This is a genomic window from Hyphomicrobium sp. B1 (assembly GCF_049532635.1).
GTDB lineage: Bacteria > Pseudomonadota > Alphaproteobacteria > Rhizobiales > Hyphomicrobiaceae > Hyphomicrobium_B.
The window spans coordinates 2,375,448-2,390,157 of the sequence record NZ_CP134871.1 but is presented as its reverse complement, the minus strand read 5'-3'; the positions used below and the strand labels follow the sequence as shown (position 1 = coordinate 2,390,157).

The 14,710-nt window shown below is 61.0% G+C and carries 11 protein-coding genes; 9 read left to right on the top strand and 2 right to left on the bottom strand.

Translation table 11 applies throughout. The features are described 5' to 3' along the window. Positions 1-86: 86 nt before the first annotated feature. The gene (locus RLW55_RS11445) at positions 87-884 is read right to left on the bottom strand and encodes a TorF family putative porin (protein WP_423414257.1); all 798 of its coding nucleotides are present in this window, start codon (positions 882-884) and stop codon (positions 87-89) included. A gap of 383 nt (positions 885-1,267) precedes the next feature. Here RLW55_RS11445 and RLW55_RS11440 point away from each other — a divergent pair, with 383 nt between their 5' ends. The 3 genes from RLW55_RS11440 to RLW55_RS11430 all read left to right on the top strand — a co-directional run bounded on the left by RLW55_RS11440 (position 1,268) and on the right by RLW55_RS11430 (position 5,021). Then, a complete protein-coding gene (locus tag RLW55_RS11440) occupies positions 1,268-2,008 on the top strand; it encodes an SDR family oxidoreductase (protein ID WP_409560668.1) in 741 nt (246 codons plus the stop codon). Positions 2,009-2,220: 212 nt separating this feature from the next. Further along, positions 2,221-3,540, top strand: coding sequence for a glucosaminidase domain-containing protein (locus RLW55_RS11435; RefSeq protein WP_423414256.1), 1,320 nt, complete (start codon positions 2,221-2,223; stop codon positions 3,538-3,540). A 35-nt stretch (positions 3,541-3,575) separates the two neighbouring features. Further along, positions 3,576-5,021 carry a hypothetical protein gene (locus tag RLW55_RS11430; RefSeq protein ID WP_423414255.1) on the top strand — a complete coding sequence of 482 codons (1,446 nt, stop codon included), beginning with the start codon at positions 3,576-3,578 and terminating at the stop codon, positions 5,019-5,021. 21 nt (positions 5,022-5,042) lie between these two features. Here the strand turns inward: RLW55_RS11430 and RLW55_RS11425 are convergent, their stop codons facing one another. Continuing rightward, entirely contained in the window at positions 5,043-6,077 is a 1,035-nt protein-coding gene (locus tag RLW55_RS11425) for a hypothetical protein (RefSeq protein WP_423414254.1), read from the bottom strand. Between the two features lie 134 nt (positions 6,078-6,211). On the opposite strand from RLW55_RS11425, the gene uvrC reads away from it, so the two are divergent. The 6 genes from uvrC (at position 6,212) to RLW55_RS11395 (ending at position 14,076) form a co-directional block, all read left to right on the top strand. Further along, positions 6,212-8,203, top strand: coding sequence for an excinuclease ABC subunit UvrC (gene uvrC, locus RLW55_RS11420; RefSeq protein WP_423414253.1), 1,992 nt, complete (start codon positions 6,212-6,214; stop codon positions 8,201-8,203). Positions 8,204-8,324: 121 nt separating this feature from the next. Next, positions 8,325-11,174, top strand: a complete 2,850-nt coding sequence (locus tag RLW55_RS11415; protein ID WP_423414252.1) for a mechanosensitive ion channel family protein — start codon at positions 8,325-8,327, stop codon at positions 11,172-11,174. Between the two features lie 98 nt (positions 11,175-11,272). Then, on the top strand, positions 11,273-11,860 hold the full coding sequence (gene pgsA, locus RLW55_RS11410) for a CDP-diacylglycerol--glycerol-3-phosphate 3-phosphatidyltransferase (RefSeq protein ID WP_024276208.1): 588 nt from the start codon (positions 11,273-11,275) through the stop codon (positions 11,858-11,860). A 7-nt stretch (positions 11,861-11,867) separates the two neighbouring features. Continuing rightward, entirely contained in the window at positions 11,868-12,146 is a 279-nt protein-coding gene (gene moaD, locus RLW55_RS11405; protein ID WP_013948608.1) for a molybdopterin converting factor subunit 1, read from the top strand. Between the two features lie 4 nt (positions 12,147-12,150). Then, the gene (locus RLW55_RS11400) at positions 12,151-12,615 is read left to right on the top strand and encodes a molybdenum cofactor biosynthesis protein MoaE (protein ID WP_423414251.1); all 465 of its coding nucleotides are present in this window, start codon (positions 12,151-12,153) and stop codon (positions 12,613-12,615) included. Positions 12,616-12,795: 180 nt separating this feature from the next. After that, complete coding sequence (locus RLW55_RS11395; RefSeq protein ID WP_409560676.1) at positions 12,796-14,076, top strand: N-acetylmuramoyl-L-alanine amidase; 1,281 nt, start codon at positions 12,796-12,798, stop codon at positions 14,074-14,076. Positions 14,077-14,710: the final 634 nt, after the last annotated feature.

Genomic DNA, 14,710 nt, shown 5'->3' with positions numbered 1-14,710 from the left:
AGCAATCCCGCCACAAAATGGAACCGGAGCCCTGAGGAAGGCTCCGGCCATCTGCGACGGGATTAGGGTCTGTTTTACTTACGTGATTACGGGAGGTTTACGCCAGCCGTGAAGACGAAACGCGAGTCGGCCAGATTGTTATCAAAGCCGTCAGCAGCGTTCTTGCTGATGTTCGTATCCCAGTACCGGAAGTCCATGAAGTACTTGTCGACCGACAGCTTCAGACCAGCGTTCCAGTAGGTGTAATCCTTCTGGCCCAGACCGACGCCGATGAAGTCGGCGCTCGTGGAAGACATGCCGGTATCGGTATAACCGACAACGCCGCTGACAACCGGCGTGAACATGTAGAAGTTCGGCAGCGTGTAGGACGCGTTGCCTTCGATCGTCCAGGTTTCGTTGTAGTTGCCGCCCTGATCCGGCGTGTAGTACAGCGTGAGACCGGTCGTAAAGTTGGTGATCGGCGTGATAGACGCCGCGGCTTTAAGTTCGAGGTAGTCGCCGTTGCTCGAGCCAGGGATCGAGTTGTTCGGATACGTATAGTACAGGATACCGAAGTCCCAGTTGACCGGACCGGTCACAGGACGGACACCTGCGTACATATCCAACTCGAACGGGCCGTACGGATCGGCGATATTCGAACCCCAGAAATCCAAGTACCAGGTCAGGTTAGGATTGCCGTAGGTGAATTCGATAAACGGCTGGAAGGCCGGATCTTCGTTCGTGAACGAGATACCACGGAACATGTAGTCCGAGGTGCCCGAGATGGTGATCGAGTAGCCGAACTTGTTCGCCCCGTCGTCATCGGCGAGCGCTGCCGTCGACATGCCCAGCGCGGCGACAGCCGCCACGCCTGCAGCGCCCAAGAAACTTCTGATATTCTTCATAAGACAACCCCCGTCCCAGATCTGCGGCTCGCAACACCCGCTCTATTGCGGACAACGCGACTCTCAACCGCTCTGAGATTAGGAAAACTTTTTTGATGGGACCGCACAAGCGATTAGGAGCAACACTGTGTGACTTGCCAGGCGTATGTTACCTGTGTGCAACGCTGCCGAGAGAAGAAGCCTGTGCGTTGTCGATATGCCTTGAAATTAAGCACGTCAGTGCTGCGGCAAAAGCCAACTTAAAGGCACCTTGCAAAAAGCAAAAGCAAATTGAACACCAAATGAGAAACTATCTGAACACGCTTCGTTATGACGTCTCGTCAGGAATTATCTGTGGCAGTTACAACGCACTCAGTTTCGCTCGCACATAAGCCGTCAAAGACATGAATCACCCCGACAATCCCCCCGGTACCGTCCTCATTACCGGCGCGGCGCGGCGCATTGGACGTGCGCTCGCCCTCGATCTTTCGCGCGCGGGATGGACGATTGCGATTCATTACCGGAAATCGGCGCCAGCGGCCCTGCTGCTGGTCGAGGAAATCGAGTCGAACGGCGGCCGTGCGCAAGCGTTTCAAGCCGATCTGATCGATTCAGAAGCGCCACGCGCCCTCGTTGCCGACGTCGAGCGCGTATTCGGCTCGCCGACCGTGCTTATCAATAACGCGTCCGAGTTTCTGCCCGACACGGTTCAGAATCTCGATAACGCGACTTGGGATCTCCACCTCGGCATCAATCTCAAAGCGCCGGTGTTTTTGGCTCAAGCGATTGCCGCGGGTCTGCCAGAGGGTTGCGAAGGAAACATCATCAACATCATCGACCAGCGCGTTTGGAATCTGACGCAGGACTTCTTTTCCTACACGATCTCGAAGGCGGGCCTCTGGACGGCGACGCGAACGCTGGCGCAAGCGCTCGCGCCCCGGGTTCGCGTGAACGCCATCGGTCCCGGCCCCGTTTTGCGCAGCATTCACCAGACAGACGATGATTTCGAGCGCGAGAGCCGATCGACATTGCTCGGGCGCGGCGCCTCTACCGATGAGATCGCCGCCGCCGTGCGATTCATTCTTGCGACGCCGTCCCTCACCGGCCAGATGATCGCCCTCGACGGCGGACAACATCTGACTTGAGGCACAAATGAGCCCGTCGTTGCGCGGCAATGCCCCAGCCCCGCCGCAATGTCACCGCGCGCTGTTCTCATTACTGCCCAAATACTTGGCGACCTTTGAATCGGGTCCAAATGGGGGGCTCATAAACACTTTTTTAACGTTAAGCGCCTACGAACGTTAATAGTTCTGTTGGGCGCCTCGACAGGGGGTGCCGCGTGCAAATGGGTGTAACCATGCTTCGCCGCGTTCGGACGCCTTTTGCGTTCGCTTTGGCTGCAGCCGTGCCACTGGCTGCCATGTCGCTGCCTGTAAAGGCTGCGGGACTTCCTCAGGTCGAGATCAGCGCAAAGAACAAGGTCCCGGTGTGCGCCACGCCTGGACGCTTGATGGGCTTTCTCGAAAGCCGCAATCGCGATCTCGATCCGAAATTTCAGACGATTGCCGCTGATTACATGCGGATCGGCAACGAGCTTAAAATTCGCTGGGATATCGCTTTCTTCCAGATGATGCTCGAAACCGGCAACCTGACGTTCAAAGGCGACGTCAAGGCGACGCAAAACAACTTCGCCGGCATGGGCGCCACGGGCAAGAATGTGCCCGGCGAAAGCTTTCCGAATGTCGCGACGGGCGTCGAAGCCCATCTGCAGCATCTCTTGATGTACGCCGGCGAACACATCGACAATCCGGTCGCCGAGCGCACGCGGAAGGTTCAGGAGTGGGGTATTCTGACGGACTGGCAGAAATCACTGCACGGTCCTGTCACCTACGATCAGCTTGCAAAGCAATGGGCGCCCGGCTCGCGGCGCTACAGCCGCGAAATCGCAGGGCTCGTCGAAGCATTCTACGGCAGCCCATGCCGCGGCCCTGATCCGCAGCCTGAACTGATGGCCCTCGCCCAGCCGGGCGGCGGCACGAAGGTTGCCGCGCAGACGCCGCCTGCGGACACCACGTCAACGCAAGTCGCCTCGGCCGACGACAGCTCGGCTAACACGGGTCCCTATATTTCCGGCGCGGCACTCGCCAAGCGCGCGGTAGAAGAAGCGCGGAAATCCGGTTCGTTCGAGCGTTCTGGCCTCGGCGCTGAATCGCTGATCCCGCCGGCGGATAATGCACCCGCCGTCGGCGAACCGGCCGCCAATACGTCGACAACGTCGTTCAAGGTCATCAACGCCTCGACGTCGCCCGACGATGAAGCCGCGACTGCTGATACCTCTGCTCAGGTCGAGCCGTTGAAGTCGAAGACGAACAAGAAGCAGTCTGCTGCCGCGAAAGTGTCCAGCGGCACCAAGACCGCGATGATGATCCCGGCTGCAGGCGTAAAGCCGAAGTGCAAAGTCTGGACGGCGAGCTATGGCGGCGGCCACTCGGTTATTATCCGCGCCAAAGCGGATGCGCAGGAAAATTATACGGTGCTTGACGTCAACGAAGGCTCCGAAAAACGCGAGGCTGCAGCCTACATTGCAGCGTACGCGAAGGGCGGCGTGACCGTTGGCGAATATTCGAACCCATCGCAAGCCCTCGATAAGGCCTTCGAACTCTGCCCTGACGGTTGATCGCGAAGAGAAACCGTCGCAGAGGGCCTTATTTGATGGCGACACCAAAGCCGCTTCCATTCCGGAATCTAACCGCCGCCCTGGCATCGGCACTGTTCGTCCTGACGACGAGCGGTGCCAAAGCCGCGCCTCCGATCAGGACGAGTGCGCAAAATCAGGTTCCGGCCTGCGTCACTCCGGAACGCCTCATGGCTTTTGTGGCCGAGCGCAATCCGCACGTTGACCCGCGCTTCCGCGAAATCGCGCGCTGGTACAAATATTTCGGCGAAGGCTGGCACGTGCGGTGGGACTATGCGTTCTATCAGATGGTGCTGGAGACGAACTATCTGTCCTATCGCCGGGGCGATGGACAGCGCGGCGACGTTCGTGAAAACCAAAACAATTTTGCAGGCATCGGTGCGACCGGCGGCGGCGTGCGCGGCGAGCGCTTCGCGGATGTGAAGACCGGCGTACACGCGCAGATCCAGCATCTCGTCGCCTATTCGGGCGAACGTCTCGCGGCGCCGGTTGCCAAGCGGACACGCGAAAATCAAGACGACATCATCAAACTCGCCCAACGGCTCGGACGGCCGGTGACGTTCGGCGATCTCGCGCGCCGATGGGCTGCAGACCGCGCTTACGGCAAGTCGATCGACATCGTCGCCGGGTTGTTCCGCGCGCGCTATTGCGACCAGCCGGCGCAAGCAGCGGAAAGCGACGTGCCGCCGCCCGCACCGTTACAGATCCGGCGTGAATGGCGGTATCCGTTCCGGCCGCCGTCCGGACTTGGCGGACCAGTACCCGAAGACGACAACGCCGGGCCCGAAGTCCCGCCCCTGGGCGTGAAATCGAAGAAACAACCGGCTGCACCGGTCCATCATGCCCATCCCGCCGCGGTGGCTCCGAAAAAGCCCGCGGTGAAAACCCCGAAACATGCACTGAAAAAAGCGAAAGTTCGCAAACTAGCGCGAAAGTCGAAAACGGCGTCGCACTTGGCGAGCGCCCACACTTCGACATCGGCTTGGGTTGCAACGACCGAAGTCACGCACGAGACGACTATTGCCAAGGAAGGAGCGGACGCTGCTCCAGCCGTGGCTCCCGCGCCGCCAGCGACAGAGCAAGTTGCAGAGAACAGCGAAAGCTCAAGTTTCCTGCCGTGGCTGCCGACGTTCCGTATCGCGCCGGAGCCGCCCCAGCCGTCACCTCTCGGCGGTCCGCTCCCGGCGGAGCTTGGCGCCGCGGCGAAGGCCGCGGAAAACGCGCCCGCAGCGCACTGCAAGGTTCTGACAGCGAGCTACGGCGGCAAGAAAACACTGCTGATCCGCTCACGCTCCGGCGATGAAGTTCAATACACGGCGCTGACGATCATGGACGGTTTCGAAAAGCCGATGTTCGACGCCTACGCCCGCACGGAAGCAGTCGGTGCCGAGATCGTCGGCGAATATGCGTCACCGGAATCGGCGCTGATCGACGCCAAGGTCAATTGTCCTGAGGACAAGTGAGGCGCCGTTCGCGCGCCCGTATTAAGGCGTCGATGTCGGCGCAAGATACTTAAGCGCAGCTGTTGATGCCGCACCGCCTATGACGCAGGGAATGCCGACCTCAACCTGTCCCAGCGCACCGGCAGCGACACAGCCGAGCGCCAGCACAGTCTGCCCGGCCTGACCCCACCAGTTGTAATTGCGAAGGCTCTCAGGACCCTGAGCTTTGAGCTGGTCGATCGACGCCAGTGCATCCTTGCGCAGCTTGGCGAGCTCATAGGACTCGGCCGCGTCGATCACTTCGGCAAGCGGCTTGCGCAGTTTGGGATCGACGTCTGTCGAAATCTTTTTCAACATTCGCAGCAAGTCATCGTTGCGAGCGGCGTTTTGCGCCAGCGTCCACTTCGCCATCGCGCCGATTGTCAGATAATCGACCTTGTCCTTATCGAGCGATAATTCGAGCGCGGTCACAATGCGCCGGACTGGCGCTTCCCAGCCGGTCGCGAAGTAATAGCCCCAATTCAAATCGATAACGCTGGAGTCATCCTTGATCGACATCTCCGTCAGCGTCGGCTTGTTGCCGTAGAGATACTTCTCGATCAGCACTCTGCGGGCCGGCATACGCTCGACGTATTTCTTCAGGGTATCGCGCCAACGCGGCAGGCCAGAATACGCGATGCCCTTGATCACGAGCACCTGATCTTCCGGCGGGAGCGGAAACATCTTCGTTATCAGTTCGTCGGCGATCTTTGGGTTAGCGCCCAGCACGCCGGCGACGAAGCCGATGTAGACGCCGGACTGATCAGTATCCCTCGTCACGCCGAAATCCGACATTGCCTTCACGGCTAGCGGCAGACGTTGAGGATCAGGATTCTTGCGATAATCGTTGATCCACTTGAGTAGCTCTTGCGAATTCTGAAACGGCTTCTGAGACTTGCCTTTCGTGTGTTTCGCAACGGCGGAATTTCTAGCAGGTCCGGCAAGTGTGAAATCATTCACTTTCACGGGTCTCGCCACCGCGAACGCCGGCAGCAAAATGAGCCAAGCTAAGCCAAGAATGGCGATGACGCGACGCATGACGCCCCCCTCGGCGCATCGTTGTTCCCTGAACTTTCAATGAAATTGGACACCACGCCCTCGGCATGGTGATTTTGTGGCGCAGCATGCAATGCCTTGCTTGACCTTGGCGGCGGCCCAATTTTAGGTGCGCCATGACCGAAGAACCCGCGACATTGACATCCTCCCCGGAAACGCCCGCAAAGACAGGGCCCGAGGTCATTGGGGCTTATCTCAAGCTGCTGCCGCCGAGCCCCGGCGTATATCGAATGCTCGATACGGACGGCGAGGTGATCTATGTCGGCAAGGCGAGGTCGCTCAAAGCCCGCGTCTCGAATTACGCCCGTCTCAATGGCCATACGAACCGCATCGCACGGATGATCCTTTCGACGGCGTCGATGGAGTTCGTATCGGTACGCACCGAAGCCGAGGCGCTTTTGCTTGAGGCGAACCTCATCAAGCGCTTCCGGCCGCGCTTCAACGTGCTGATGCGCGACGACAAGTCGTTTCCTTACATTCTCATCAGCCGGGACCACGGCGCGCCGGCCGTCATGAAGCATCGCGGTGCGCGCAACCGCAAAGGCCGATACTTTGGACCGTTCGCGTCCGCTGGCGCCGTCAGCCGCACCGTCAACATGCTGCAACGCGCGTTTCTGCTGCGCTCGTGCTCCGACAGCGTCTACGACAGCCGCACACGGCCGTGCCTGCTCTATCAGATCAAGCGTTGCTCGGCGCCGTGTACCGGAGAGATCAACCTCGACGATTACGGGCGGCTCGTCGATGAAGCGGAAAGCTTTCTCAGCGGCGAAAGCCAGACGGTCCGCGAGATGTATCAACGGTTGATGGCGGAAGCCGCAGAGAAGCTCGAATTCGAGACCGCCGCGACATATCGCAATCGTCTATGGGCGCTGGCGCATGTCACGGCCGATCAGTCGATCAATCCGGAAGGCGTCGAAGAAGCCGACGTGTTCGCCGCCTACCAGGACGGCGGACAGACATGCATTCAGGTGTTCTTCTTCCGCACCGGACAGAACTGGGGCAATCGCGCCTACTATCCGAAAGCGGATCGCTCGCTGAACGTCGAGGACGTACTCGATAGCTTCATCGCGCAGTTTTACGACGATAAGCCCGTGCCGCGCCTGATCCTGATCTCGCACGATATCCCGAACCGCGAACTGCTGGCCGAAGCGTTGACGACAAAGGCGGAGCGCAAGGTTGAAATTCGCGTGCCATCACGCGGCACCAAATCGACGCTCGTCGAACATGCGCTTGCGAACGCCCGCGAAGCGCTCGGCCGAAAGCTCGCAGAAAGCTCGTCGCAGGCGCGTCTGCTCGAAGGTGTGGCGGAGCGGTTCTCGCTTGCGGCCGTGCCGCGCCGCATCGAGGTTTTCGATAACAGCCATATCTCCGGCACCAATGCCGTCGGCGGCATGATCGTCGCGGGGCCGGAGGGGTTCGTCAAAGGCCAGTATCGCAAGTTCAACATCAAGTCGCCGGAGACAACGCCGGGCGACGACTACGCGATGATGCGCGAGGTCCTGACGCGCCGCTTCAAGCGCATTGCGGAAGCCGAGGTGCTGGACGAGATCGAGACCGAGGTCGAAGAGATTGCCTCAGACGTCAGCGGAGGTCCGCTTTCGCCCATTGTCGACGATCCGGATGACACCGCAGACGAACGCGCGTTTCCAGACAAGCCCGATCTCGTCCTGATCGACGGCGGCCTGGGGCAGCTTTCGGTCGCGCGCGAAGTCTTGGCCGGCTTCGGATTGCACGATATTGCATTGATCGGTGTCGCAAAAGGTCCGGATCGCGATGCAGGCCGCGAACATTTCCACATTCCGGGGCGCGACCGGCCGATCATGCTTGAAGCGAAGGACCCGGTGCTCTACTTCGTGCAACGCCTGCGTGACGAAGCACATCGGTTTGCAATCGGCACGCACAGGGCGAAGCGTGCGAAATCGCTCGGCGCCAATCCGCTCGACGAGATCGAGGGCGTTGGTCCCACGCGTAAGCGGGCGCTTCTGAAACACTTCGGTTCGGCCAAGGCGGTGTCACGCGCCGGTGTCGAAGACTTGAAGGCCGTCGATGGAATCTCGGCCGATATGGCCAAAAAAATCTACGACTTCTTCCACGAACGGGCGGGATAGTCGCGGGGACTCTTTAAAGGCTAGCCAGCTGCACACCGTCCGCCCTAATTTCGCGGCACTTGAGGGCGATGGGCCATCTCCCTTGTGCTCAATTCACTTTCCAAAGGCTCCAGTTCTGCCGATGCTCAGACGTGCACTTGCGATCGCCACCTTAGCCATTCTCTTTGCGGTACCGCGGGCCGACGCCCAGGACGCCACCACGAACGGCTGGGCACCAGTTGCCGATCCCGTCAAGGAAACCAAGGAAGCCCCGGCTCAGCCGCAGGCGCAGGCCACGACGCAGGCACAGCCCGTGGCTCCCGCGCATTCTGCTGCACAGCCTGCACAATCGGCGGTGCCCGCTCAAACCATCACGCCGGCGCAACAGCCAACCGCGGCGGCTCCAGCGGCCCAGCCAGCGCCTGCGGCACCCGCCGCAGCACCTCCTCCTGCCGCGGCGCAAACACCCGCTGCAGCCGCTCCTGCGGCGACTGCAGCCCCAGCGGCGCCTGCGGCAGCGGTTCCAGCAACAGCGGCCCCCGCTGCGGTGGTTCCCACCGCAACAGCTCCGGCGGCTGGGGCTCCGGCGACGCCTGCTCCGGCTGCGGCACCCGCCCAGGCCGCAGCACCCGCTCCGGCAGCACCAGCTGCGCCTCCGCCGCCGCCAGCGGTTTCTCAGGAGGTCAACGCGGAGATCACCAATCTCGTCGGCCAGATGGACGGGGCGGAGAAATCGCTTTCGAACATCTCGAACGCCGACGACGACCTCGGGCAATTGCGCGACAAGCTCGACGCGGTCATTTCAAAGACAACGGAAACCGCAGATTCATTGCGTCCGCGCTTGTCCGACATTCAAACGCAGATCAAGCGGCTTGGTCCGCCGCCCGCGAAGGATCAACCGTCGGAAACGCCAGCCGTAGCAGCGGAACGGTCGCGGCTTGATGCGCGCGAGGCGGACGTCTCGGGAGCCATTAAGACGCTCGAAAACACTTGGTGGCGCGCCCGCCAGGCGATCGACAAGATCACCGAGCTGCGCCTCAAAATGTTCGTACGCAGCCTCACTGAGCAGATGACGAGTCCGGTCTTTCCCGAGTTCTGGAACGACTTCCACAGGCACAGGGAGGCCATTCAGTGGCGCCTTGATTATAACGCGCGGGATTGGTGGAACGCTGTTACCGGACAGAAGACGAGTGCCCTGATCCTGCTCGTCGCAGTCATCGGTCTCTATCTGCTGCTCAAGACCGTGGTCGTTTCGATCACGCGCTATCGGGCCCCTCCGAATTCAACCCCGCCGACGTTCTTCCAGCGGGCAGCTTCCGCCGCATGGATCGCGCCGGTACGGGCGATTCCTGGTGTTGCAGCAGCCTTCCTGGCCTATGGCGGCCTCGAATATCTTGGACTGCTCTATTATCCGACCGCCGCTCCGGTGGGTGTGGCCCTTCTTGAAACATCGCTGGTATTCGTGGCGGTGTCCGCGCTGGTCATTACAGTCTTCGCGCCGCGCAGTCATGAGCGGCGGCTGATGCATCTTTCCGATCGCAGCGCGCGGCGCATCTCGCGGCTTCTCGTCATACTGGCGCTGATCTATTCGATCGATCTCTTCCTGTCGAAGTTCGCGCAGGTTCTGTATTTGCCGCTTTCGATGAGCGTGGCGCAGTCACTGTTCACGAGCATTGCGTTCGCGCTTGTACTGATCGGCCTCCTGCTGACGCCCTTCGAGTCCAACCAAATGACGCGCACGCGTCCGGTTACGCGCAGTGAGCCGCTGTGGCTCAAGCTGCCGCTATGGGTTGCGGCGTTGTCCATCATCGGCCTTTGCCTCACGGGCTACATCGCGCTCGGCCGGTTCCTGGCGCAGCAATTGGTCATGACCGGTGTTGTCGGACTCGTAGCGATGCTTCTGATCCTCGCGATCCGCGCCTTTACGCGCGGCAGCACAACGTCGCGAGGACATATCAGCGAGCTTCTCGAAGCTCGGATGGGCTTCGATGACGTCCGCCGCAAGCAGCTCGGCTGGCTGACGGAAACCGCGCTGACCCTGGGCGTAGCTCTGATCACGGTGCCAGTGCTCCTGCTGCAGTGGGGTTTTTCGGCTCCTGACATTCGCGACTGGATGCAACGGGCATTCTTCGGCTTCGAAGTCGGCTCGATCCGCATCTCTATCGTGCGAATCCTGATTGGCATCGCGCTTTTCATCGCGGTGGTCGTCGCCACCCGAATGATCCAGCGGCGTTTGCGCGAGAACATTCTCATCGCGCCGAAAATGGACCCAGGCATCGCGAACTCCATCGACACTGCGGTCGGCTATGCCGGTACGGCGCTCGCCGCCGTGATGGCGATCTCTTACGCCGGGTTCAACATTACGAACCTCGCGATCGTCGCCGGTGCGTTGTCGGTCGGTATCGGTTTCGGCCTGCAGTCGATCGTCAATAACTTTGTCTCGGGCCTCATTCTCCTGATCGAGCGGCCGATCAAAGTCGGCGACTGGATCGTCGTCGGCAGCGAACAGGGGACGGTGAGAAGCATTTCGGTCCGTTCGACCGAGATTGAAACATTCGACCGCGCAAGCCTCATCGTGCCGAATTCCGAACTCATTACCGGCCGCGTCTTGAACTGGACGCACCGCAGCGCGCTCGGCCGAGTGGTGCTGAAATTTTCTGCCGGGGCCGAGATCGATCCCCGGCTCGTCCTGCCGATCCTCAACGAATGCGCTGCGCGGCATCCTACGATCCTGCGGGAACCGGCCCCGCTGGCGACGTTTGACGGCTATACGCCGACGACGACCGAGTACACCCTGCGGATCATGCTTCCCGACATTACGCATTCACTGAAGGTCCAATCGGACCTTCGGATTGCAGTCTACGAGGCGTTCCGTAAGGCCGGCATTGTCAGTCGGCAGGCTTTCGCACCGCCAGCTGCCGTGTCCCCCCCACCGCCACCCGATCCTGTGCCTCCCCCGGTTCCGGTTCCGGCTTCGGCTGCGGCGTCATAACGAATTCCTGCGGCTTTCTGCCCTGAGCCGTTCACCATCGGCGCGCACTTTGCTCACTGGGGATTGACGGGCCGGCGGTGCTGCGGCTACCCAAAACCATGGATCACGTCGCGCACCGCTCGCTGTCAATGAGCCTGCCCAATATCCTAACTTACGGACGGATTGCGGCCGTGCCCGTGCTTGCGGGCGTGCTGTTCTTCGGGACGGGCGAAATTGCGCGCTGGCTGGCGTTCGCGATTTTCGTTGCCGCCTGCGTAACAGACTGGCTCGACGGCTATCTGGCCCGGATCTGGGAGCAGCAGTCCAATCTCGGCCGGATGCTGGACCCGATCGCCGACAAGCTGTTGGTCGGGGCGACGCTCCTCATGCTGGTCTATACGGACACCATTGGCAGCTGGTCGATCTGGGCGGCTCTGACGATCCTGTCGCGCGAGATCCTGGTGTCGGGCCTACGCGAGTTCCTGGCGGAGCTGAACGTCAAGGTGCATGTGACGCAGCTTGCCAAATGGAAAACCGCGGTCCAGTTCGTGGCGCTTGCGATCCTGCTGGCCGGGCCGGCCGCTGAGAAGCTGCTCCCCGGCACGACGCTGGCCGGAATGGTGCTGCTTTGGGTTGCGGCGCTCCTTACGCTTCTGACCGGCTATGACTATCTGAAGGCCGGTATCCGCCACGCGATCTATCGCTGAGCCTGACATGACCGACAGACAATCAGCCCCCGAAGTGACGCTTCGCTATTTTGCGTGGTTGCGCGAACGCGCGGGCGTCAGCGAAGAGCGTCTGAGGCTGCCGGCCGATATCGTGACGGTCCGCGATCTGCTACTCTGGCAGGCGCGCCGTGGGCAACCGTTCGACCAGGCGTTTGCCAAGCCCGAAGCAATCCGTGTCGCCATCGACCATGCCCACGTGAAGCCGACGGCGGCCGTCGGCAATGCTCGCGAGATCGCCTTCTTTCCGCCCGTTACGGGAGGTTGATACCGTGGCCGTTCGGGTCTCGACCGACGATTTCGATATTTCCGAGGAGATGGCGAAACTCTCGGACGGCGACACGGCCATTGGTGGCGTGGCGCTTTTCGTCGGCAAGGTTCGCGGCGACGTTAAAGGCCAGCCTCTCGTCTCGATGACGCTCGAACACTATCCGGGCATGACGGAAGCGGAACTCGCACGCATCGAGACGGAAGCTTGCGCGCGCTTCAAGCTTTCGGCGTCGCTGATCATACATCGGGTCGGCGAACTCAAGCCTGGCGACAACATCGTGCTCGTCATCGCCTGCGCGCCGCACCGGCAGGATGCGTTCGCGGGCGCCGAGTATCTGATGGATTACCTCAAGACCCGCGCGCCCTTCTGGAAAAAGGAAACGCTCGGCGACGGCAGCGCGCAGTGGGTCGATGCCCGAGAAAGCGATGAGGATGCCGCCGCGGCGTGGGCTCTAAGGAGCAAATAGATTTTCGAGGCTTCGATAGCTGGCATTTTAGCGAGGCAGTTAACGGCCGCTTAACCGGCTGAGCCGGATAACCTTAATCCTTGTGCCACTTTGACCGCCAAAACGCCATCTTCCGTAGGCATACAGATCGTATCTGTGGCGCACGGGCTGGGTGGGCGCGCCTTGGGGGAAACGGAACGAATGCGTAGTTTGGCTCGACGCGCATTGAGCGGCGTCTTCGCGGCAGTCATTGCCGCCGCTGCGATGTGCACCGCCTACGCCGATGAGTTGCAGGTCGCAGCAACGGCGGCGACGGCCGTGCCCGCACCGGTGCCCGTTGCCGCACATCGCATCACCGGCACACGCTTCGTCATCGGCCTCGACAGCAAAGTCAAATACCAGATCTTCTCGCTTTCGAACCCGAACCGGGTCGTGATCGAGTTGCCGGAGGTCAACGTCCGTCTGCCGGAACTCAATGGCAAGACACCTGTCGGCCTCGTCCGCAGCGTGCGCGCCGGTCTCGCAGCAGCGGGGAAAATGCGCGTCGTGATCGGCGTCACGCAGCCTGTCGTCGTCGAGAATTCCGAGATCTCCAAAGACGACAAGGGACAGTATAGAATTTCGCTCGCGATCCTCCCGGCCAGCGCGGCGCTTAAAGGCGACGTCAAAGGCGTGGCGACACGGACGGGGCTTGCACCTCTCAGCATCCAACCCCCGCTTCCCCGTCTTGCCGAAAGCCCCAAGGAACGGGCAGCGCGGACCTTCAAGCCGATCATCGTGCTCGATCCGGGGCACGGCGGCTATGACTCGGGCGCGGAGAAGCGCGGCATCGTCGAAAAGAACGTTGTCCTGGCGTTTGGGCTAGTGTTGCGCGATCTGCTTGAGAAGACCGGCCGCTACAAAGTGCTGATGACGCGCAGCGACGACACGTTCATCCCGCTCGACGAGCGCACGCGCTTTGCTGAAAAAAATAAGGCGAACCTTTTCATCGCGATCCACGCCGATTATTCCGACGGCGGTTCGCGTGCACGCGGCGCAACGATCTATTCGCTGCGTGACGGTGTCGCCAAAAAGCTTGAGCGTTCCGCGAAAGGCGAAATCGCACGCAACGTGCTGTCGCCGGACGAGATCGACACCGTCAAGAGCGTCAACGGCGACGTCAATGCCGTGAGAGACATTCTCGCGGATCTCGCCGATCGCGACGTTGAGTTGACGCACGAACGCACGGGCATGTTCGCAAAGTCGGTGATCGAGAACATGGGGGAAAGCACGCCGCTTCGCGATGAGCCGGAGCAGCAGGCCGCTTTCCGCGTTCTGAAGACGGCCCAGTTCCCGTCCGTGCTGATCGAGCTGGCCTACGTCACCAATCCGAAAGACGCGAGCAACCTCAAGTCAGACGAATGGCGCGAGAAAGTCGCGCATTCGATCGTCGCCGCCATCGACAACTACTTCTCACGCGACATCGCCAGATTGCCTATGTAGCTGGCTTTTTTGATTGCGCCGGCGACTTCCCTCCGGGTAGCCCGGCCGCCGGCGCAGACGATGCAGCGAATATTTCGGCGCTTCCGGCAGGCGTCGCGAAACGCCAAATAAAAAAGGCCGGCTCATCAAAGCCGGCCTTGGTATCTGGTGTGGCAGGAGATCGTCGCACCGACCTCCCGCAGTGCATCAGTTATCTCCTACATGGAGGATGCTTATGGTGTTGACGCCAGAGCAGAATAAGCCAACGTTTCCTCGACATATCGCGCGAAGAGTACGCTTCGCTGGATCGGAGAAATTCGATTGGCCGGTGACAGCGCTTCTGCATGAGGCACTCCATCTTCCAGGTAACCGCCCATCCGCTCGATAGAGCGGATTTTCCGATACCGAGACAACGCACGCGCTCGTCCAGCACTCGGGCTCACTGAGCGGCGCGCTAACGTTCCGGGTTCGGTATCGACGGGGCGGGGAGGGTTGGACAGAGACGTGAAGTCGTGGAGCCTGGACACGAACGACGCTCCCTCGGGCAGCCCTGTCCATCGCTGCCACGCGCCGTTCGAAGCCATCTGCCGGTCCGTCTGGATCCGGTTCAGAGAAGAGAAGGGCATGGACCCCTAGTTCTCGCTCTGACGCTCGC